The sequence below is a fragment of the Paraburkholderia sp. Cpub6 genome (assembly GCF_014201065.1).
Taxonomy (GTDB): domain Bacteria; phylum Pseudomonadota; class Gammaproteobacteria; order Burkholderiales; family Burkholderiaceae; genus Paraburkholderia; species Paraburkholderia tuberum.
In genome coordinates this window covers 232,256-253,057 of sequence record NZ_JACHDM010000003.1, presented here as the reverse complement: position 1 = coordinate 253,057, position 20,802 = coordinate 232,256, and the positions used below count along the sequence as shown (strand labels likewise).

The following is a 20,802-nucleotide window of genomic DNA, read 5'->3' as shown; positions in this document are numbered from 1 at the left end:
GTTCCTGACACGCATCTAAGATGGGTGGTTCCCGTCAGAGCCACAAAGGAAGGTCATGGGCATCGACTCGACGCATCAAACTGCCATCAAAGCTTTCGTGTTCGATGTCTTCGGAACCGTGGTTGACTGGCGAAGCGGCGTCGCGCGCGAAGCGCAACCGTTTCTGCAGCGGCAAGCGCCGAATCTCGACGCATCCGACTTCGCGGACGCATGGCGACGCGAGTATTCGCCCGCGATGGAAGAAGTGCGTAGCGGACGCAGACCGTACGTGCGTCTCGACGTGCTGCACCGGGAAAACCTCGTCAAAGTGCTGGCGCGTTTCGGCATCGCCAACGTTCCCGAACCGGAGATCGATGAGTTGAACCTGGCCTGGCATCGGCTGGACCCCTGGCCCGATGCCGTCGACGCATTGCGGCGCCTGAAGGCGCGCTTCATCATCGCACCGCTATCCAACGGCAACATTCGCCTGATGGTGGACATGGCAAAGCGTGCCGGTCTGCCTTGGGATGCCATTCTCGGTGCCGAAGTCGTCCGCGCTTATAAACCCTCGCCGCTGGTCTATAGCGAAACGGCGGAAATTCTCGGCATTGCGCCACGCGAATTATGCCTCGTGGCCGCGCATAACAACGATCTCGCCGCTGCCCGGCGCGTCGGCTTGAGCACCGCGTTCGTCGTGCGGCCCACCGAGCATGGCCCTCAACAGACGAGCGATCTGAAGGCGGACGAGGCGTGGGACTTCATCGTCGACGATCTGCACGAACTCGCGACGCAACTAGGCTGCGCGCGCTGACGCAAACCCACGCAAGGCGACGTACTGCAACAGCATGATCGTCTTGCCGTCGACGATTTCCCCTGCGTCGACCGCTCGCAACGCGGCTTGCAACGGCATTTCGATCACCTCGAGATCTTCCCCTTCATCCTCGACGCCGCCGCCGTCGTTGACCCGCATCGACGCGTCGTACTCGCCGACATAGAAGTAGAGCTTTTCGGTTACGGATCCCGGGCTCATGTAGGCCTCGAAAATCTTGTGGACCTGACCCACGCGATACCCCGTTTCCTCCTCGACTTCGAGCCGGATGCGTTCTTCCGGCGAAGCGTTGTCGAGCAACCCGCCCGGCGCTTCGATCATCATGCCGTCGTGACCGTTCACGAACGCGGGCATGCGGAATTGTCGCGTGAGTATCACGTTGCCGGTGCGCGGACTGTGCAGCAGGATCGTCGCGCCGTTGCCGCGATCGTAGGTCTCGCGGTTCTGCCGCTGCCATGTGCCATCGCGACGCAGGAAGTCGAACGTCACCTTCTTCAGCGTGTACCAGTCGTCGGATAGCAAGGTCGTTCCGACGATGCGAACCCGGTCTTTCGTTGCGGTCATGACGCCTCCTGTCGACCATGGACAATGATTCATGGTATCGTGCAACTTCGTGCAATTTCAAGATATTTCGTGCAATGTAATGTTGACGACCCAACGCAAGAAAGCGATCCTCGACGAACTCGCGCGCAACGGGCAGGTCCTGGCAGGCGAGCTGAGCGCGGCGTTTGGCGTGTCGGAAGACACGATCCGCCGCGATCTACGCGAACTGGCCGCGCAAGGGCGCTTGCAGCGGGTCCACGGCGGCGCGTTGCCCGCGTCGGCGGCGCTCGCGTCATTCGAGCAGCGTCAGGACATCGAGACGCTCGCCAAGCGGCGCATCGCTCGGCGAGCGGTCGAACTGATCGCGCCGGGGCAAACCGTGATCGTCGACGGCGGCACCACGTCGGCGCTATTGGTCCAGGCGCTGCCGTCCGATTTGCACGCGACCATCGTCACGCATAGTCCGAGCGTCGCCACGGCGCTTGCCGCGCATCCTTGTGTCGAGGTGATCCTGATTGGCGGCCGGCTTTACAAACATTCGATCGTGGCCGTCGGCGCCGCGGCGATGGAAGGCATTTCGCGCATCCATGCTGACCTGTACTTCATGGGGGTGACCGGCGTGCATCCCAGCGCTGGGCTGAGCACCGGTGACTTCGAGGAAGCCGCGATCAAGCGCGCGCTCGCCGCGCGGGCGGCGGAAACGGTCGTACTCGCGTCGTCGTCGAAACTGAACGCCGCATCGCGGTTCGTGATCGGCGAGATCAAACTCGCGCAGACCATCGTGGTCGAGAAGAAGACCAGCGCGGAATTGACGAAGCCGATCGAAGCGGCTGGGGTGACTGTGGTGAGAGCGTAGAGGTGCCGCGCCCTGGATCACGCCGATGTCCTGGGTTTCGAGCAGGTACATGACGAAATCGCTGTCGTTGGCGATCACACGTCCGTCGGGCGTACGCCGCCCGATCACACCCGCGCATGACGGAAAGACATAGAAGGCGCCGGTCGGACGAGGACAATAGAGTCCATCGATCGCATTCAGTCATCGCAACGACGGGCCGCAGCGGCGCTATTCGCACGTCGCAAGCCTCACGCGGGAGTTCTGCGATTTTTCGAAGCCGGAGTTTCATCCGCGCGCGGCCGCTTCCGAACAAAGATAAAACAGGCGACTTCTGGAGTGCTAGGATGACGCGCGCAACCCGGCTTGTTCCACGAAGCGACACTGCCGGGTTGCCGACACGATGGTGAAATCGTTGCGTTACGCAGCCTGATACTCAAGTACAGAGGAGACACTCAATGAAACTTTCGAAGCTGCTTATAAACGCGTTGGCGCTCTCGGCTCTCAGCTTTACCGCGGTCGCGGCTCATGCCGAAGATCTGCTCGACTCGGTCAAACAGGCCGGAGTCCTGAAGATCGGTCTCGAAGGCACCTATCCGCCGTTCGACTCGCGCAACAAGGACGGCGAGCTCGAAGGCTTCGACGTCGATGTCGCGAAAGCCGTGGCGGCGAAACTCGGCGTAAAGCCGGTATTCATTCCGACCGAGTGGAGCGGCATTATCGCGGCGCTGCAGAGCGGCAAATTCGACGTGATCATCAATCAGGTCACCATTACCCCGCAACGCAAACAGGTTCTTGATTTCAGCCAGCCGTACACGTACTCGGCCGCGCAGCTGATCCAACGGGCGGACGACAAGCGTGAGTTCAAATCGCTCGACGAATTCAAGGGCGACAAGAAGATCGGCGTGACGCTCGGCACCAACTACGACCAGATGGCGCGCGCGGTACCTGGCATCAACGTGCAAACTTATCCGGGTGCGCCCGAGAAACTGCGCGATCTCGCCGCCAGGCGTATCGATGCGACGATCGACGACCGGCTGATGCTGCCGTACATCATCAAGAACTCGCAGTTGCCGTTGCGTACGGGCGCGGTGCTGAAAGGCGCCGAGCAGGAAATGGGCATCCCGTTCCGCAAGGACAATCCGAAGTTCGCGAAAGCACTCGACGACGCGCTGACCCAAATGAAGCAGGACGGCACGCTCAAGAAGATCTCGATGCACTGGTTCGGCACGGACGTGACTCAGCCTGTCGCGCAGTAATTTTCTCGTTGTTCTCGCGTACCCGCGCCGACCTGCCGAATGGTCGACGCGGGTACGCCGCTTGCTCGCTGAGCGGTTTCTGCCGCGGAATCGCTCGCGATCAACGCTTCCATTGCTTCGAATCACGAAGCAAGCGCGGATACGCCATTACGCGCACCTTCTCCCTCGTTCATCACGTTTCATTCTTCATGCTGAATGCATGCACGCTCTGCTGCACCGCAGTTGCCTGATGCTTCGAAAGCGTGCGATGCTTTCGGAGCCATTGATCCGGCCACCTCGTGTCGGACTCGCATGTCGCCGGGAGACGACCTCGAATGGCACGCGATGAGACCAGTGAAATGCCAACAACCTTGGAGGCATCATGAGCATTCAATCACTGTCTCGCAGCAGCACCGCATCAACCGCGCATCTCTTCCCCAGCCCAAATAAGTACTTCGTGCCACGGCGTTCGCCGATCACGCTCGGCGTCGGCTGCATCGCCTCGCTCGTCTTCGCATCCGCGAGCTGTCTGGCCGATACCCAGGTGGGCGCCACGCTGCCGCCGGCGCCCGACATTCTGTACGGCGATCTGTTCGTCGCCGTGCAAACCGCGCAGATCTTCGCCGACCAGAAGACGTTCGTCGACGCAACGCCGAATGGCAATCCCGCGGCGATCGTCCAGCTATACGAAACGCAGAAGAACCAGCCCGACTTTTCGCTGCAGAAATTCGTCAGCCAGTACTTCACGCCGCCGCCCGATCAGAGCATCACGCCGCCGCCGAACCAGAGTCTGCGCGAGCACATCGACTGGCTGTGGAACGGCCTCACGCGCACGACGACGAGCGCGCCCGACTACAGCTCGCTGATCCCGCTGCCCAAACCATACGTCGTGCCGGGCGGCCGCTTTCGCGAAGGCTACTACTGGGATACCTATTTCACGATGCTGGGGCTGCAGGAGTCCGGGCGTGAAGATCTCGTCGACGATATGCTCGACAACTTCGCGTACATGATCGACACGTTCGGCCACATACCGAACGGCAATCGCACGTACTATCTGAGCCGCTCGCAGCCGCCGTTCTACTCGTATATGGTGGAGCTCGCGGCGCAAAAGGAAGGCAACAAGGTTTATCAGAAGTACCTGCCTGTGCTGCGCAAGGAGTACGCGTACTGGATGCAAGGCTCGTCCAGCACGCCGCGCGGCGGCGCTACGCGCAATGTGGTCGTGCTCAACGATGGCACCGTGCTGAATCGCTACTGGGACGATCTGGACACGCCGCGCGACGAGTCGTACCTCGAGGACGTGCAGACCGCGCAGGCGAGCGGCCGGCCGGCCAACCAGGTCTACCGCGATCTGCGCGCGACCGCCGAAAGCGGCTGGGATTTCAGCTCACGCTGGTTCGGCGACAACCAGACGCTCGCAACGGTGCGCACGACATCGATCATCCCGGTCGATCTGAACAGCCTGTTGTTCCATCTGGAGACGACGATCGCGCGCGGCTGCTCGGAGACACGCGACTTCCGTTGCGTCGCGCAGTTCATCGGCTACGCGGCGCGGCGCGCGGAAGGCATCAACCGCTATCTGTGGAATCGCAACGGCTACTACGGCGACTACGACTGGCAGCTCGGCAAGTCGCGCGACAACCAGACACCGGCGATGCTGTATCCGCTGATGGCCGGCGTGGCGTGGCCCGATCGCGCGTGGAAGACCGCCCGGACCGTGGAGAATGTGCTGCTCAAGCAGGGCGGCCTCACGACGTCGACCTATAACACCACGCAGCAATGGGACGCGCCGAATGGTTGGGCGCCGTTGCACTGGATCGCGATTCAAGGCCTCAAGCGCTACGGACGCGCCGACCTCGCGCAGCCGATCGGCACGCGCTTTCTCGCGGACGTCGAGAACGTCTACAACACGCAGCACAAGCTCGTCGAGAAGTACGTCGTGGAAGGCGCGGGCGAAGGCGGCGGCGGGGGTGGCGAGTATCCGCTTCAGGACGGCTTCGGGTGGACCAATGGCGTAACGTTGATGCTGCTCGATCTGTATGGCAATGGGCAGTGAGTCCCCGCGGCATCGTCAGGCGAGTGTCGTGCGGCTAGTCCCAATGGAAGCAGAATGATCTGGCTCGCCAATATTGTTCTCGTGCTGCACGCGCTGATCGTGGTGTTTATCGTCGGCGGACTATTCGCCATCTGGATCGCCCACGGTTTGCGACTCCCGTGGGCACGCAATCGCACATTCCGGACGGTACATGTTCTCGCCATCGGTATCGTGGCGACCCTTGCGGTGGTCAATGTGCCGTGCCCGTTAACCGTTCTGGAGGATCGTCTGCGCACGGGAACGGTCGGTCCGCAAGGCTTCATACAGCGCTGGGTCAGCGCCTGGCTGTATTACGACTTTCCGGGCTGGGTGTTCGTAGTCGCCTATGTCGCGTTCTTGCTGGCGGTGATTGTTACGTGGTACCGAATTCGGCCACGAGCGTGACGGGCGTACCGCCGCCCCGCTCGCCGAAGCGATCGACGCCGCCCGGACGGAAATTCCCCAGCCTGCTTTTTTTTAATTCCATTGAGGACGCATTTTTACCGGTTAAATTTACCATTCAGTTATATTTATCAAGCGCAATTAATTCCAACAACATAGCCACGAAAATCCGCAGTTCGTCGTCGCCATTCAATGCAATCCGGATAAATCCGCCAGCGTTTTTCTGCCCCCATGCGGCGGCGACCGCGCCAGCGCTCGATCTCAAAGCGCTACTCCTCCACAAGATCGGACTTTATTCTGGATCGCATAATTGCCGCTCGATCCTTGACAAGACCGCATTTCGCATCCTATTTTCACTCTTGCTGTAAGCAGCGGAAAGATTCAATTTTAAATTTCTCTTGAAATGTCGAGATAAATCGACAGGGAATTCCTTTATCCATTCAATTAGCAATTACAGAAAACGGATGGAAATATTAATGAAAGCATTTTGAATTAATGCATTGCGAAAAGCGGCCTTTGTGTAGCGGTATCACTCACCAGGGAACGAGATGAAACCAGACAGAAGGAATACCGACGATGGTCGCGTCCGTCGTCATGGCCGGCTCACCGCGCTAAGCGCGCTGACACTCGGAATCGTTATCCTCGCCGGATGCGGCGGCAGCGACGGAGGTTCGTCGGCGCCGGCGGTACCAAGCGGCATGGCGCAGGTCGCCAATCAGGCGCAAGCGGCGTCGGCGCCGCAGACGCCATCCGCCAATCAGCCCTACACCGATCTCACCACCTATTCGACGAGTGCGACGTCCGGGATAGCCGCGTCGCTGGTCGCGGAGAAAGCGGCGATCATGCATTACCAATGGACGTCCGGCAGCACCACCGTCAATTACACGACGACCACCGGCCACCTGAGCGCAATGGATCTGACGAGCGGCGCACCCGAAGCGACGATGTCCTACGTGGCCTACACGGCGCCGAGCACGAATGGCAAACCGCGCCCCGTTACGTTCGTCTATAACGGCGGGCCGGGTTCTTCGTCGATCTGGCTGCGTCTCGGATCGTTCGCGCCGACGCGCGTCGCGACCACCGATCCGCTGCTGAACGGCACCAGCTGGCCGAACTATCCGCTTGTGAACAACACCGAGAGCCTGATCGACACGACCGATCTCGTGTTCATCGATCCGCCGGGCACGGGCCTCTCCGAAGCGATCCTGCCGAACACGAACCAGACCTACTGGAGCACCGATGCCGACGCGAACATCATGCGCGACTTCATCATCCGCTACCTGACGGTCAATTCACGCAGCAGCTCGCCGATCTATCTGTACGGCGAATCGTACGGCACGCCTCGCACCGACATCCTCGCGCTCGCGCTCGAATCGGCCGGCGTGCACCTGACGGGGATCACGCTGCAGTCTTCGATCCTGAACTACTTCGCGGATGCGATCGAGGCGGTGGCAATCACGGGTTCGCCCGACCAGCTCGCGCTCGAAACCGATACATTGAGCGGCTACATGCCGGGCTATGCCGAGGTCGCGGCGTACTACAACCAGGTATCGCCAGCGCCAGTGAGTCAGGCGACCTACGCGCTTCGCAGCGAGGCGTTCGTGACCGCCAACTACAACCTGTTCAAGAATTATTCGCTGTACTGGACCTTGAGCCAGCTCGGCGCGCCCACCTACGCGGGACCGCCGAACTTCCCGCCGACGTGGCTGGAGAAGGTCTGGGACGCCGAATCCGGTCTCACGTTGCAGGCGATGCAGGGCTACTTCAACATCAATCCGTTCAACCTCACGCTGGTGCCAGGCTCGACGATAGGCCGCTACGATGGTCGCGTGTCGTTGCCCAACTCGGACTCGCGTCTGCAGAGCGACGGCGACCCGTCGGACATCCTGATCTCGCTGCCATTCACCAATGCATTGGCGACACAGATGCCGGATTACCTCGGCTATACGGCGCCGAACGCGGCGTACATGCCGCTGAACGACGCGATCATCCAGGTGTGGGATTTCTCGCACGGCGGCCAGCCGCTGCCCGACACGATCCCCGATCTGCTCGGCGCGCTAAAGCTGAATCCGCAACTGAAGGTGCTGGCGGAAAACGGCTTCCACGATCTCGCCACGCCGTTCTTCAATACCGAGAAGCAGCTCGCGCGGCTCAAGACGGTCCCGGGTCTCAACCCGAATCTGCAGGTCAACTTCTTCCAGGGCGGACATATGATTTATCTGGATGACGTGGCGCGCCCGCAGATGAAGGCGGATCTCGCGGCCTTCTATGGCGGCACGCCGATAGCGGGCGCGCTGACGCTCGCGACGCTGCCTCAGCCGTGGGCCGACGAAGCGTCAGCCGCTACGCCGACGAGCGAGGCGCTCGCCGCGGCCGCGCCCTGATCGATGGTGGTTTCGCTTCGCGCGAAACCCTCTGACTACTTTTTATGGCGAATGATCATGTCTTCAATCGATATCTTGCGACGTACTCTGGCGTTGATCGTCCTCGGTGTGATCGTCGGCAGTGCGCATGCGTTGCCGCCCCAGCCGGTGGCGCCCGTGACGCTGCCCAACGGCGGACACGGCGTGGACGGTCCGTTCTTTCCTCATAATCGTGCCAACGCGGTCGCGCCGACCACCGGCTCGACGCTGCAGCAGCAGGCTCAGCAGCGAGTGGAGAACAGACTGGGCGCGAAATCGGTGCTCAGCAACGGCACGTCGATCACCAAGGCCCAGGCGCAAAGCGATGGGCTCGGCTATATCGCCAGGCATTTTGACGAGATCGATACCGCGCATTCGGGCCGCGTGACGTTGAACGACGTTCGGCAGTATCTGCAGCAGCATCAGCAGTGAGAGTCCGGTAGTCCAGTGGTCCGGCATGACGGCCGGCGGTGCGTCGCGATCGTGCGACGCACCGCCGGCCGTATGCGGCTGCGCGCCGCGCCCGCGCGCGGCGGATCGCTCACGCTCACTTGCCCGTTGCCGCCTGGATCATCTTCCATCCATTGCCCGCCGGATCGCGAAAGCCCGCATCGACGCTGCCGAAACGATCCACCGGCTCCTGCGTGAATTCCACGCCGCGCGCCTTCAACTGCTCGTAGCTCGCGCGACAGTCGGCAACGGACAGCACCAATGGCGGCATCGCCCCCTTCGCGACCATCGCGCGCAGCGTTTGCGCGGTCGCTTCATCGTGGACCGGCGGCCCCGGCGCGAACAGTCCCAACTGGAAAGACGGCTGTTCCGGGTGCTGGACCGTGAGCCAGCGGTAAGCACCGTTGCGCACGTCGGTGTGGACGCGAAAGCCGAGTTTGTCGACGTAGAACGAAAGCGCCGCATCCTGATCGTCGACGTACAAACCGACCACATTGATACCCTGATTCATGACTCCTCCCTCGCTGGTTGAGGGTTCGACTGTATCGCCGGCCACGCGGCGGCGCTTCTCCAAAACTGCGATCGGCAGGTTCGGGCGTTTGCCCGGCCTTCGGCACGTTGGCGCGCCGGCTTCGGCGACGACCGCGCGAATCTCGTCCTCCGAGTAACCAAGCGCGCCGATCGGATCGGTCGGCGACGCGACGCCGCCGGAGGCCGCGAGACGCTAAAGCGCTTCGCAACGGCAGCGGGGCATCGGTATCGCGGCGCTCGCGCGTCGAACGCGAGCGCTGCGTCCCTTCTGATCGTCGACGTGCGCACCGACCACATCGATACCCTCATTCACGACGTCTCGCTGGCAGGAGGCTCGACGATGTCGCCGACCACGCGGCGGCGCTTTTCCAGAACTGCGGTCGTCAGATCGGGGCGTTGTGCGGCCTTCAGCACGCAGGCGGGCACGCGATCGAGTTCAGCGGGATTGGCGCGTGCCTGCACGCGCATCTCGCTCGGGCTCAGGCCGGTAATGTCGCGAAAGACGCGGCCGAACGTGCCGAGGCTTTCCCAGCCGGTCGCGAACGCGATGTCGGTAATGCCGAGGTTGGTGTCACGCAGAAGCGTGGTGGCCTGTTCGATACGCCGCGTCAACAGATAGCGGTGTGGCGGCACGCCGAAGGCCCGCTTGAACGAACGCGCGAAGTGCGCCTCCGACACGCCGCTGACTTCGGCCAGCCGCCGCACGGGCCAGGCTTCGTGCGAGGCGGCATCGATGCGGTCTTTCGCACGCAGCAGGCGACGCAGCAGAGCCGGGTCTTCCAGTGCTTCGGTGCCGCCCGAGACGGGGGTCGGTTGGACTGCAGGGTCGTGTGAGCCGGGCATATGTTCGCGTTAGAACCGATAGCCGATGCGCGGCGGCCGCCGCGCCAGGAACGATCGCGGCCATGAGGAGCGTCCAGGCAGGCTTTGTCATCGAGCGGCAGGCCTCGTGTTGATGGAACGACGCACAAGCTGCGGCCCCTGGCCCTGACCGCAACCCGAGGCCATTGTTGCACGGCTTTGCGTGAACTTCGCGTCAAAGGCCGCTCGAAAAATTTTCGATTTATTTAAAGCGATGGCAACGGTGCTGTGGACGATACCGCGAAGAACACCGACGCGTTCGACCCGGGTTCGGCCTCGAAGGCGGTCACGCAGGCGCTGGCGACCGGCAGCACCACGACTTCGTCGGCCGGCAAGATCGCGTTCGACGGCTACCTGAAGGACGACGTGTTCGCCTACAACTACATCAGCACCGGCGACGACCGGCCAGGCGTGGTCGGGTTCTTCGCAGTAAGCAGCAAGCGCTAAACGCTGATGGCAACAGCGTGCGGCGGCGGCAAGCCGCACGCGTCGCCATGGTGGGCGCTTCACGCGGTCTGTTCGGTCTTGCCGTAAGTGAGCCGGCCGTTTTTCGACAGCAGCACCGCAACCGGCCGCGTCATTTCGAACTCGGAGAAAATGATCGTCATGCTGGCGGTGATCGGCACCGCGAGAAAGGCGCCCGGCACGCCCCACAAAGCCGACCACACGGCCATGCTCGCGAGAATCGCGAACGGGCTCAGGTTCAGGGAGTTGCCCGTCAGATACGGATCGAGAATATTGCCGATCACGAAGTGAATCGCGGTCAGCGACACCAGCACGACCAGGATCGAATTCAGGTCGCCGAACTGCAGCACCGACATCAGCACCGGGAACACGATCGCGAGCACCGAGCCGATATAGGGCACGTAGTTCAGCAGCGCGGTCAGTATCGCCCACAGCCCGGCGAACTCGAGGCCGACGCTGCGCATCGCGAGCCAGCAGATCCCGCCTAGCAGCACGCCGAGAAACGTCTTCAGCGCGAGATAGGCGCCAATGCGCCGGTTGATGTCGGTGACCACGCCCCGGATGCGCGCCGCGTTGGTCGAATTGGCGGTCATGTTCGTCAGCTTGTCGCCGAACGTCCGGCGCTCGATCAGCAGAAAACTCGCATACAGCACGATCACGAACAGGTCGATGATCACCGACGACAACGACGCCAGCATGCCGGTCACCATCGCCTGAATATTCAACTGTGTGAGCATGTTCCGCCGCAGCGATTCCCACGTCGGCTCGCTTTCGAGGTGCAGCAGCGTCGAAATCTTGTGGATCATCAGCAGGACCGAGTCCTGGTAGCGCGGCGCGAGCGCGACGAGCGCGTCGTAGTTCTCGACGAGCATGTCGACCGCGAAGAAGATCGCGGCGCCGATCAGGAACATCGAGAGTCCGTAGCGCAACTGGACCGGCAGCCGCGGGCCGATCACCGGAATGCGTTGCAGCAGCCGCGTGAAGTCGACCACCACGTATACCGCGATCGCGCCGAACACGATCGGCACGAAAACCGCGCGCCCGATATACAGCACCCAGCCCACAATCAGCAGCAGCACCACTACATATACGGACGCTTGCAATCTGTCGGTCATTGGTCAGTGCTCCATGAATCCGCAAACAGGTGCGCCAGAGAGTCACCCCAAGGTCACCCGAGGACGAAGGCGATGGCCGGGCACGCGCCCGCCGTGCGATCCCCTTACCAGAGGGTCGCGCGATGGACAGCACTGATCTTCGCACAGAACGATGACAGCTCACATAAAAAGCGCGCCAGATCGCTCCGCCGGCAAACTCCGGGCCGACACCTCGAAATGCGCCAGCAGAATGTCGCGAAACGTTGTGATGCGCCGGATTCGCTCGTGAAACCCATCTGCTACGCTGCCCTAATCGGTTTCAATCACCTCACGTGATCCGAAGCGAGCGCCTGCGTCACGCGGTGGCAGCGCACGGCGGAATCCATGCAGTGAAGCCGCGCCGCGCGTGCCCGTGCGATGTCCGCGCTATATCCGTGCGTGATGTCCGATTGCACGCATCCTCTCACCTCACGACATGGGAGTACGAGATGCTGCAACGGCTGGGGTCGCGATTCGTCGCGGTGGGTCTGATGTGGACATTGTCCGCCTGTGGCGGTAGTGGGGGCGGCAGCGGCGCCGACCCGGGCAGCACCGGCTCGAACGGCGCGGCTGGCGCGACCACGCCAGCATCGAGTCCCGCGCCCGCGTCGAGTCCGACACCGGCATCTAGCCCGACACCGGCATCGAGTCCGGCCCCCGCGTCGAGCGCATCCGACGCGAGCGCCACGACACCGAAGCTCGCCGCCGCGACGCCGATCATCGACGGCACGACACTCGGCGCCGCGATCTGGCCCGCGGGCGTCACGGCTTCGGGAGGAACCGGTCAGCCCGTCAGCGGACTGAACTGCGGGTTGCGTAGCACCGCGTACACGTACGCGCATGTCTCGATCTACCAGAACGGGCAACTCCTGACGCTGCCACCCAACATCGGCATGGTCGAGCCGACCCTGACCACGCCGACTGGCTGCGCGTATCCGGTGCACACGGTCGATTCGAGCGGCAAGATTCATATGGACGCGACAACCGGCGCGACCTATACGCTCGGCCAGTTCTTCTCGATCTGGGGCGAGACGCTGAGTGCGTCGAACGTGGCGGGTTTGACCGCCTCGCCAATCGCGATCTACGTGAACGACGGCGGCACGCTCACGCAATATACGGGCGACCCCGCGAGCCTCGTGCTGAAGCCGCACACCGAAATCACGGTCATGGTCGGCACGCCTGTCACCCAGGTGCCCACCTACACCTGGACCGATCCGCCACCGTTCGACCCGAACCCGATCGCGCTCGTCTTCGGAGGCGTGGTCGGCTCGTCGTTCTGGCCGAACGGCACGACCTCGACGGGCGGCACCGGCACGCCGGTCGACGGCCTGACCTGCGCGCCGGACATGAGCGTGCTGTACCACGTGCACGCGCACCTCGCGATCATCAAGGACGGGCAGTGGCTCGCGTTGCCGTTGAACGTCGGCATCCTGTCGCAATGCACGTATGAGATGCATACGCACGACAACACCGGCATCATCCATATCGAAGCGCCGAACCTCAAGACCTATACGCTCGGCGAGTTCTTCGATATCTGGGGCGAGCCGCTGACGAACACGAACGTCGCGGGCATCATGGGCGACGTGGTCGCGTATATCAACGACAACGGCGATTCGCGCCGCTATATGGGCGACTTGCGCAGTATCGAGCTGACGTCGTTGCGCGACATCACGCTGCAAATCGGTACGCCGCCGGTAAGCACGTTGGCGACGTATTCGTGGTACGAGCCGCAATGACGTCGGCCGGAGGCCGCGTCACTTCGCCATGGCGCGGCTTCAACGCGACGTACCCGAATGCCCGATACCGCCCGGCCCGCGCGGCACGATGCCCGCGACGGAGCGCGGCGCCGCGTTCGCGACCAGAATCATCGCCGCGCCGGCGAGACCGCTCGCCACGTGCTTCAACGCATGGCCGGCGATCACGTGATGCGTCAGCTCCCATATCTGCCAATCGAGGCTTTCGAAAATCTTCGCGACCCCGTAGAAGACGATCACGAGCGTCCATGCGATCACGCCGTCCACCTTGCGCGTGAGCGTCAGGCCGACGATCAGCATGAGCCCGCCGAACTGAAGAATCGCGTAAGGCCACAGGCTGTTGAACACGAGCCAGTAGCCGACGGTGGCGGGCGACACGACCACCATGATCAGCATCTGCGCCCAGCCGACGCGCTGTCCGCTCCACGACGTCCATAGCATGGCGAGGATGCCGGCGAACACGATGGTCATCGGCAGGCGGTCCCAGACGAGCGTCGCATCGTTCGGCGCCATGTGGTAGTAAGCCGAGCCGAACGCGGTGAAGAGCAGCCCGAGCGCGGCGACGACCATGCCGGGAAATTGCGCCGGCTGGTCGGACGCATGGCGCCTGACCCAGCCGAGACTAAGCATGCCGGCGATCAGAATGACGACGTTCGACAGCACGTCCGCCGCATGGTGCAGCGGCCCCAGCGAGCGTTGATCGGCGAAGTGGTGATACGAGGCCGGTTGCGCGAGCGGCCATATCATCTGCAGCGCGGTGCCCACCACGAACAGCAGCACGCTAGCAAGCAGCAAGCGGGAGATCTTCACGTTGCTCGACTCCACAGTGGGCGAAACGCTCGAAGGCGCCGTGAACCGGACCCTTTATGACCCTTTACGCTGACACGGAGCGGATCACGCTCGATTGCATGGAAACCATGCGGTCGACGCGCGGCCGGGTTGGCCCCCGTTCGAATTCGCGCAGCCTGCTCGTATCATCGGACAAAGCGCTTTGCGCAACAAGAGCGTCGGGCGGCGCACCGATGGGCATGCGCTCATAGTATTCTTCTCAACCAATGCAAGTTGCGTGCAAGCATGCGCGCGACACCGTCAGGACAGGCGGTCGAGCGAAGCTTTGTCGAGCAACGCCACGCGATGTTCCGATTCTGGAACCGGCCGGCTCGCGCGGCCCAAAGGAAGACCTGGACTCCATGCAAGCGCAGATACACCACCCGTCGTTCCCCCATCGCCGATGGAGAAGCGCGCTGTGCGCGCTGCTGTGCGCAAGCCTGCTGGCCGGCTGCGCGCCGTTACCGTCGCTCGAGGGTCGCCAGGAGTCGCATGCGTTGTCGCCCGCGGTGGCGGCCACCACGGATATCGGTCGCGCGGTCGCGCCCGAGCTGGCCGCGCACGCGGGGCTGGCGGGCATTTATCCGCTGGCGGATGCGCATGTCGCGTTTGCCGCGCGCATGGACCTGATCCGTTGCGCGCAACGCACGCTCGACATTCAGTACTACATCTGGCGCGACGATCTGACCGGCACGCTGCTGCTAGAACAGATCCACGAAGCGGCGGACCGGGGTGTGCGGGTGCGCCTGCTGCTCGACGATCTCGGCATCGCCTCCGCGCTCGACCCGACACTGGCGGCGCTCGACGCGCATCCGAACATCGAGGTGCGCCTGTTCAACCCGTTCGTCGTGCGCAGCCCGAAAATCCTCGGCTTCGTGACCGACTTTTCGCGCGCCAATCGACGCATGCACAACAAGTCCCTGACCGCCGACGCCACCGCGACGATCCTCGGCGGCCGCAACATCGGCGACGAGTACTTCGATGCCACCGACGGCGTCGTCTTCGCCGACCTCGACGTACTCGCGGTCGGACCGGCCGCGACCGACGTCTCGCGCGATTTCGACCGCTACTGGGCAAGCGCGTCGGCGTATCCGGTCGGGAAGATCCTGCCGCACGAGAGCGTCGATGAGCTGGCCACGCTGGAGCGTAATGCGCAGGCGATCGAGCAGGATCCTGCCGCCGCTGAGTATAAGCAAGCGCTGCGCGGCCCGCGCGTCGTGCAGAACCTGCTCGACGACAAGCTGCCGCTCGACTGGGCCAAAACGAAGATGATCAGCGACGACCCCGCGAAAGGCCTGAACGACGCGCCGCCGGAAGCGCTGATTTCCCACCAGCTCCGCGAAGTGATGGGCCAGCCGACGAAGTCGCTCGACCTCGTCTCCCCGTACTTCGTGCCGGCAAACACGGGCACGCAGTATCTGAGCGGGCTCGCCGCCCAGGGCGTCGACGTGCGGGTGTTGACGAACGCGCTCGAAGCGACCGATGTCGTCGCCGTGCACTCGGGCTATATGAGGCGGCGCGTCGAGTTGCTGCAAAACGGCGTGCACCTGTATGAATTGCGGCGCGTGGCGGGCGCCACCTACAAGAAAGAACAGTCGCCGGGGCCGTTCGGCAGCTCCGGGTCGAGCTTGCATGCGAAGACTTTCATCGTGGACTCCCAGCGGGTCTTCGTCGGTTCGTTCAACTTCGATCCGCGCTCCGCGCATCTGAATACCGAGCTTGGACTCGTCATCGACAGCCCCGATCTCGCGACGCGGGTCGATCGCAAGTTTCTCGCGCTACTGCCGACCGTCGCGTACGCGGTGCATCTCGACAAAAACGGCAAGCTGTACTGGATCGAAACCAACGGCGACGTCGAAACCCGCCACGACACCGAACCGAATACGACGTGGTACGCACGGCTCGGTGTTTGGATGTTGTCGATTATGCCAATTGAGTCGCTGCTATAGCTCGCAGTTCAGAATCGTCGCAAATCGCGATCTCGCAGTGGATCGGGCGTGCGCTGAGTCTCGCGCAACACGCCGTTGGTGTCGAACGCGAAATTGAACAGCATGTGGTGGATGTTGCTTTCGATATAACGGTATGACCAGACTTCGCGTTGCGAGAGCCGGAAGAACTGCGTTTGCACGGGGCGGCCGAAATTGACCAGCACATCGTCGCGCGTCCATTTGCCGATTTCCGCGCGATTGAATTCGCTCAACTGCAAGACCTGACGCACGTTCACGATCTTGCCTGAAGCGTCGATATCGGCGGCGACGGTGGTCGAGCCCATCGGCTGGGTCGGCCACATCAGTCGGCGGCCGCCCCCCGGCAGGTCATAGACTTCGCGCGGCGGACCCATGCGGGCGACGATCGCCGCTTGATCCTGACCCGCCTGGAATTGCTGCCACGGTTGCGCGCAAGCCGCGAGCATCAACGCTGTCGCGCACGTGAGCGCGGCGCGGCGCAATGCCAGCGGCGCGCGCGCGGTTCGCGCGGCAGCGTTCCGAACGTGGGCGAGGCGGGTAAGCAAGGGTTCCTCCCGTTACGTTCGATCGCACGATCCCTCACCGCGCAAAAGCCGAGGCGACACGGGCTGCGCGCCCGCTCGCCCCATGGCTGCAGTCAGGTAACCGACGCTTACTGCACGAGCTTCGCGCGCAGACGCGAGTGCTCTTCCCCGGAAATCGAACCGGACGCTTTCAGCTTGTCGAGCTTCTCGATTTCGTCGGCGACACTGAAGCCCACCACATTGCGCAGATCTTCGCGCACCTGCTTGACCCGCGCCTGATCGCGCTCCGCCATGCCGCGATGCTGCGTGAGCAGATACGCGAAGATCCCGATATACGGCAGGATGATGAGAAAAATCACCCACAGAACCTTGCCCCATCCGGACACGTCATGGCGGCGGAACAGGTCGCTCGACACCGTGATCAACAGCCAGAACCACAGGATAAAGATGAAGATGGAGAAAACGTCGGCCAGAAAATTCGGGAATGTGAAACCATCATTAAAGAAAAGCATTGTTGTTCTCCAGTCATTCCGGTTGCAATTGAAAGGCTTAACGGATTTCGACCTATGGTTGCCCCGCTATGGATGACGCATACGATCAGCACGGCAGCGCCGAAAACCTACCATGACCGCATGTCGATTGCGCACGCGCATTCATACTGTATGAAAGACATGCATGAGTTTCAATGGCTCGTTTAAAGGCACAAACCCGCTGTTCGTCACGTCTTTCATTTGTGCTCCTCACTTCGGGCACCGCAAATGCATGATGCGGATCTTTTTGTCTTTATAGCTTATCCCGATCGTGTAACGCGAGCAATTTTTAAGGATTCCGTTCGATTGACGATTTCTGGTGGTGTGGCGATCATGCAGCGTGGCATTGAACATGCATATGTGAAAATGATGTCAAAAACCAGCGCTTTGGCCCGCAAAAAAATGCCAAAAGAGGCGTTTGCGATGCATCCATGCAGCCCCTGACCGTCCGACTATCCGCCTCGTCACGCCGCTGCACGATCAACGACTCGTCATTCGCGATGCAGGTCACCGAGTGCGAAGCCGACTACTCATGGCAGGACGACCGAACCACGAGCGCTTCAACAGGTGCCGCGGCCGGATCGGTCACCTCGATCGTCATATGCGTGAGCGCGCTTTTCGCTGCAAACGCATCGAGCCACTGCCGGGCGAGGCGCGGCAGCACGTGCTGTTCGATAAAGCCGATCAAAAGACGCGCACCGGTCTCCTGCACGAGGCAGCGCGCGACGATGTAGTCGACCACCTCCGCCGCATAACTCAGCGTGATACGGTTGTTGTCCGCCATCCGCCGAACGACTCGATCGAGATGCAAACGCACGATCCGCGCGAGCGAATCCGAGCCCAGCGGACGATATGGCACCAGCGTCACGCGTCCGAGGAAGGCGGCCGGAAACGCCTTCAGCAATTCCGTCGAAAGCGCGGAACGCAGACCGTCAAAGTCCGGCGCAAGCATTTCGTCCGCGCATAGGCTCGCGGTCAGATCGGAGCCGACATTGCTGGTCATCAGGATGGTCGTATTGCGGAAATCGATATAGCGACCATCGCCGTCTTCCATGTAGCCCTTGTCCAGCACCTGGTAGAACATTTCGTGCACGTCGCCGTGCGCCTTTTCAATCTCGTCGAGCAACACGACCGAGTACGGACGTCGTCGCACCGCTTCGGTCAGCACGCCGCCATCGCCGTACCCGACGTAGCCAGGCGGCGCGCCCTTGAGTCCCGAGACCGTATGCGCCTCCTGGTACTCGCTCATGTTGATCGTGATGAGGTTCTGCTCGCCGCCATAGAGCGCCTCCGCCAATGCGAGCGCGGTTTCCGTCTTGCCGACGCCGGACGGCCCCGCGAGCAGGAAGACGCCGAGTGGCTTGCGCGGGTCCGCGAGCCCGGCGCGCGCCGTCTGCACGCGCTCGCCGATCTGCTGCAACGCGTCGGGCTGGCCGATCACGCGCGCCGCCAGCGTGGCGGGCAGCACCTGAACGGCGCTGACCTCATCGGTGATCATGCGTCCGACTGGAATACCGGTCCAGTCAGAGACGATGTCGGCGACGATCGTTTCGCCGACTTCCGGGAACACGAATGGCGTATCCGCCTGCAGGTTCGATAACGTCCGCTCCAGCTCGCGCAACGTCTCCAGCGCGATCGCCGCGCGATCGCGCACTTCGGCCTCAGGTCCGGCCGCGGCGGCGCGCTCGCTTTCGACCTCGCGCGCGTGCGCCAGCGCCTTCGCCACATCGGACTGGGCCTGCCAGGCGTTTTCGACAACACGTTCCTCGAGCTCGAGCGTCGCGATGGTCGCCTTGACGTCGGCCAGCGCGGCCTCGCTGCCGAGCCCGATGCGCACCTCGTTACCGAGCAGCTCGGCTTCGACGCGCGCGGCTTGCAAGCGCTCGCGTATCCGCTGCAATTCGCGCGGCGGCGCATGCTGCGATAGCGCGACGCGCGCGCAGGCGGTGTCGAGCAGGCTGATCGCCTTGTCCGGCAACTGACGCGACGGGATGTAGCGATGCGACAGTGTCACGGCTGCGCGAATCGCTTCGTCGAGAACCACGACGCCATGATGGCTCGCGAGCGTGCGCGCGAGTCCGCGGACCATATCGATCGCGGACGGCTCCTCGGGCTCGGCGATCTGCAGCACCTGAAAGCGCCGCGTGAGCGCGGGGTCCTTCTCGATGTGCCGCTTGTACTCGGCCCACGTCGTCGCGCCGATCGTGCGCAACGTGCCGCGGGCGAGCGCCGGTTTCAGCAGGTTTGCCGCGTCGCCGGTGCCGGCCTGGCCGCCGGCGCCGACCAGCGTGTGAATCTCATCGACGAACAGCACGACCGGCGCCGACGACTTTGCCGCCTCCTCGAGTACCGACTTCAGCCTGGCCTCGAACTCGCCCTTCATGCTCGCGCCGGCAAGCAGCGCACCGACGTCGAGGCTCAACAGCCGCACGTCGGCAAGTTTCGGCGGGACTTCGCCGGCCGCGATCGCGCGCGCGAGGCCTTCGACCACCGCCGTCTTGCCAACCCCGGCGTCGCCGGTCAGCAACGGATTGTTCTGACGCCGGCGCAACAGCACGTCGATCATCGTGCGAATCTCGACTTCGCGCCCAACCACCGGATCGATTTCACCGGCGCGCGCGCGTGCGGTCAGATCCGCGCAAAACTGCGCGAGTGCCGCGCCCTTCACCGATGCAGCGAGCGCACCGGACGCCTCGCCCGGCACCGCCGACGAGAAGTCACTCTGGTCGTACGGGGCGTCCTCCGCTTCGGGGGAGCCGGCAATCCACGCCGGCAACGCATCGTGAAGGCTGTCGACGGCAATCTTGCCGAACTCCGGCGAAATGGCCAGCAGCAAGCGCCGCAACTCAGGCGTCTCGACAAGCGCCGCCATCAGCCATGCGCCGCGGATCCGACCGTCGCCGAATGCCAGCGTCGCGACCACCCACGCGCGCTCGATTGCCGTCTCGACGTGATGCGAAAAATCCGTGAGCGCGCTCGCGCCTGACGGCAGCGCGGCAAGCGCGGTCTGCAGGTCCCGCTCGAGCAGTTCGCGGCTGATGCCGCAGTGTCTGACGATGCGGTGCAGGTCGCTATCGGACTGCGCGAGCAACTGGTGCAGCCAGTGCGCGAGCTCGATATACGGGTTGCCGCGCAGCTTGGAAAACGCCGTTGCGGATTCGATGCTCCTGAAGAGCGTTGCGCCGAGCTTGCCGAACAACGCGTGGCGTGAAATGGACATGATGACGTTGCAGGTAAAGATGTTTGTAGCGGAAAGGCGTGGCCTCGCGTCGGCATCCCGCGCTCCGCGGTCAGGTATCCGAAAAAGCGCGCCGGCCAGACTGATCGAGCGACAAAGGATAGCCGGTCGATCGCTGCGTGTATTTGGGCCGTCGCCCATATTCCGCTCAAGGAGCGCGAAGTAGCATTCATATCTTCCACGCGCCAACCCACATTTTCAGTTGGTGATCCTTTTATTTCT

At 62.9% G+C, this 20,802-nt stretch carries 20 protein-coding genes; 11 read left to right on the top strand and 9 right to left on the bottom strand.

Going from position 1 to position 20,802, the window contains the following annotated elements; genetic code table 11:
- Window positions 1-55 precede the first annotated feature (55 nt).
- Window positions 56-790, top strand: coding sequence for a haloacid dehalogenase type II (locus tag HDG33_RS07995; RefSeq protein WP_184023740.1), 735 nt, complete (start codon window positions 56-58; stop codon window positions 788-790).
- Here HDG33_RS07995 and HDG33_RS07990 read toward each other — a convergent pair.
- Complete coding sequence (locus tag HDG33_RS07990) at window positions 773-1,372, bottom strand: NUDIX domain-containing protein (protein WP_184023738.1); 600 nt, start codon at window positions 1,370-1,372, stop codon at window positions 773-775. The genes HDG33_RS07995 and HDG33_RS07990 overlap by 18 nt on opposite strands.
- A 79-nt stretch (window positions 1,373-1,451) precedes the next feature.
- On the opposite strand from HDG33_RS07990, the gene HDG33_RS07985 reads away from it, so the two are divergent.
- The 4 genes from HDG33_RS07985 (at window position 1,452) to HDG33_RS07970 (ending at window position 5,900) form a co-directional block, all read left to right on the top strand.
- The gene (locus HDG33_RS07985; protein WP_184023735.1) at window positions 1,452-2,207 is read left to right on the top strand and encodes a DeoR/GlpR family DNA-binding transcription regulator; all 756 of its coding nucleotides are present in this window, start codon (window positions 1,452-1,454) and stop codon (window positions 2,205-2,207) included.
- Between the two features lie 434 nt (window positions 2,208-2,641).
- Window positions 2,642-3,442 carry a transporter substrate-binding domain-containing protein gene (locus tag HDG33_RS07980; protein ID WP_184023733.1) on the top strand — a complete coding sequence of 267 codons (801 nt, stop codon included), beginning with the start codon at window positions 2,642-2,644 and terminating at the stop codon, window positions 3,440-3,442.
- 361 nt (window positions 3,443-3,803) lie between these two features.
- Window positions 3,804-5,477, top strand: coding sequence for an alpha,alpha-trehalase TreA (gene treA, locus HDG33_RS07975; protein WP_184023731.1), 1,674 nt, complete (start codon window positions 3,804-3,806; stop codon window positions 5,475-5,477).
- Between the two features lie 54 nt (window positions 5,478-5,531).
- Entirely contained in the window at window positions 5,532-5,900 is a 369-nt protein-coding gene (locus HDG33_RS07970) for a DUF2784 domain-containing protein (protein WP_184023729.1), read from the top strand.
- 115 nt (window positions 5,901-6,015) lie between these two features.
- On the opposite strand, the gene HDG33_RS07965 is transcribed toward HDG33_RS07970, so the two are convergent.
- Window positions 6,016-6,162, bottom strand: a complete 147-nt coding sequence (locus HDG33_RS07965; protein ID WP_184023727.1) for a hypothetical protein — start codon at window positions 6,160-6,162, stop codon at window positions 6,016-6,018.
- A gap of 283 nt (window positions 6,163-6,445) precedes the next feature.
- On the opposite strand from HDG33_RS07965, the gene HDG33_RS07960 reads away from it, so the two are divergent.
- Together HDG33_RS07960 and HDG33_RS07955 are read left to right on the top strand one after the other, a co-directional pair.
- Entirely contained in the window at window positions 6,446-8,281 is a 1,836-nt protein-coding gene (locus HDG33_RS07960; protein ID WP_184023725.1) for a S10 family serine carboxypeptidase-like protein, read from the top strand.
- 51 nt (window positions 8,282-8,332) lie between these two features.
- Window positions 8,333-8,731, top strand: coding sequence for a 2-oxoglutarate dehydrogenase (locus HDG33_RS07955; protein ID WP_184023723.1), 399 nt, complete (start codon window positions 8,333-8,335; stop codon window positions 8,729-8,731).
- A gap of 115 nt (window positions 8,732-8,846) precedes the next feature.
- On the opposite strand, the gene HDG33_RS07950 is transcribed toward HDG33_RS07955, so the two are convergent.
- Together HDG33_RS07950 and HDG33_RS07945 are read right to left on the bottom strand one after the other, a co-directional pair.
- Window positions 8,847-9,260 (bottom strand): VOC family protein, encoded by a 414-nt coding sequence (locus HDG33_RS07950; RefSeq protein WP_184005430.1) that lies wholly within the window; start codon window positions 9,258-9,260, stop codon window positions 8,847-8,849.
- 329 nt (window positions 9,261-9,589) lie between these two features.
- Window positions 9,590-10,123, bottom strand: a complete 534-nt coding sequence (locus HDG33_RS07945) for a helix-turn-helix transcriptional regulator (protein ID WP_184023721.1) — start codon at window positions 10,121-10,123, stop codon at window positions 9,590-9,592.
- Between the two features lie 246 nt (window positions 10,124-10,369).
- On the opposite strand from HDG33_RS07945, the gene HDG33_RS07940 reads away from it, so the two are divergent.
- On the top strand, window positions 10,370-10,588 hold the full coding sequence (locus tag HDG33_RS07940; protein ID WP_184024349.1) for a hypothetical protein: 219 nt from the start codon (window positions 10,370-10,372) through the stop codon (window positions 10,586-10,588).
- Between the two features lie 59 nt (window positions 10,589-10,647).
- Here the strand turns inward: HDG33_RS07940 and HDG33_RS07935 are convergent, their stop codons facing one another.
- Window positions 10,648-11,721: an AI-2E family transporter gene (locus HDG33_RS07935; RefSeq protein ID WP_184023719.1), complete on the bottom strand. Its 1,074-nt coding sequence runs from the start codon at window positions 11,719-11,721 to the stop codon at window positions 10,648-10,650.
- A gap of 467 nt (window positions 11,722-12,188) precedes the next feature.
- Between HDG33_RS07935 and HDG33_RS07930 the strand changes: the two genes are divergently transcribed.
- Window positions 12,189-13,475, top strand: coding sequence for a hypothetical protein (locus HDG33_RS07930; RefSeq protein WP_184023717.1), 1,287 nt, complete (start codon window positions 12,189-12,191; stop codon window positions 13,473-13,475).
- Between the two features lie 39 nt (window positions 13,476-13,514).
- Here the strand turns inward: HDG33_RS07930 and HDG33_RS07925 are convergent, their stop codons facing one another.
- Window positions 13,515-14,303 (bottom strand): hypothetical protein, encoded by a 789-nt coding sequence (locus tag HDG33_RS07925; RefSeq protein WP_184023715.1) that lies wholly within the window; start codon window positions 14,301-14,303, stop codon window positions 13,515-13,517.
- Between the two features lie 380 nt (window positions 14,304-14,683).
- Between HDG33_RS07925 and HDG33_RS07920 the strand changes: the two genes are divergently transcribed.
- Entirely contained in the window at window positions 14,684-16,270 is a 1,587-nt protein-coding gene (locus HDG33_RS07920) for a phospholipase D family protein (RefSeq protein WP_184023713.1), read from the top strand.
- Window positions 16,271-16,278: 8 nt separating this feature from the next.
- Here HDG33_RS07920 and HDG33_RS07915 read toward each other — a convergent pair whose 3' ends face one another.
- Together HDG33_RS07915 and HDG33_RS07910 are read right to left on the bottom strand one after the other, a co-directional pair.
- On the bottom strand, window positions 16,279-16,833 hold the full coding sequence (locus HDG33_RS07915) for a hypothetical protein (RefSeq protein WP_409258981.1): 555 nt from the start codon (window positions 16,831-16,833) through the stop codon (window positions 16,279-16,281).
- Between the two features lie 107 nt (window positions 16,834-16,940).
- A complete protein-coding gene (locus HDG33_RS07910) occupies window positions 16,941-17,324 on the bottom strand; it encodes an SHOCT domain-containing protein (protein WP_184023711.1) in 384 nt (127 codons plus the stop codon).
- 246 nt (window positions 17,325-17,570) lie between these two features.
- Between HDG33_RS07910 and HDG33_RS07905 the strand changes: the two genes are divergently transcribed.
- Window positions 17,571-17,786, top strand: coding sequence for a hypothetical protein (locus tag HDG33_RS07905; protein WP_184023709.1), 216 nt, complete (start codon window positions 17,571-17,573; stop codon window positions 17,784-17,786).
- 82 nt (window positions 17,787-17,868) lie between these two features.
- Here HDG33_RS07905 and tssH read toward each other — a convergent pair whose 3' ends face one another.
- Window positions 17,869-20,562, bottom strand: coding sequence for a type VI secretion system ATPase TssH (tssH, locus tag HDG33_RS07900; protein ID WP_184023707.1), 2,694 nt, complete (start codon window positions 20,560-20,562; stop codon window positions 17,869-17,871).
- Between the last annotated feature and the right edge of the window lie 240 nt (window positions 20,563-20,802).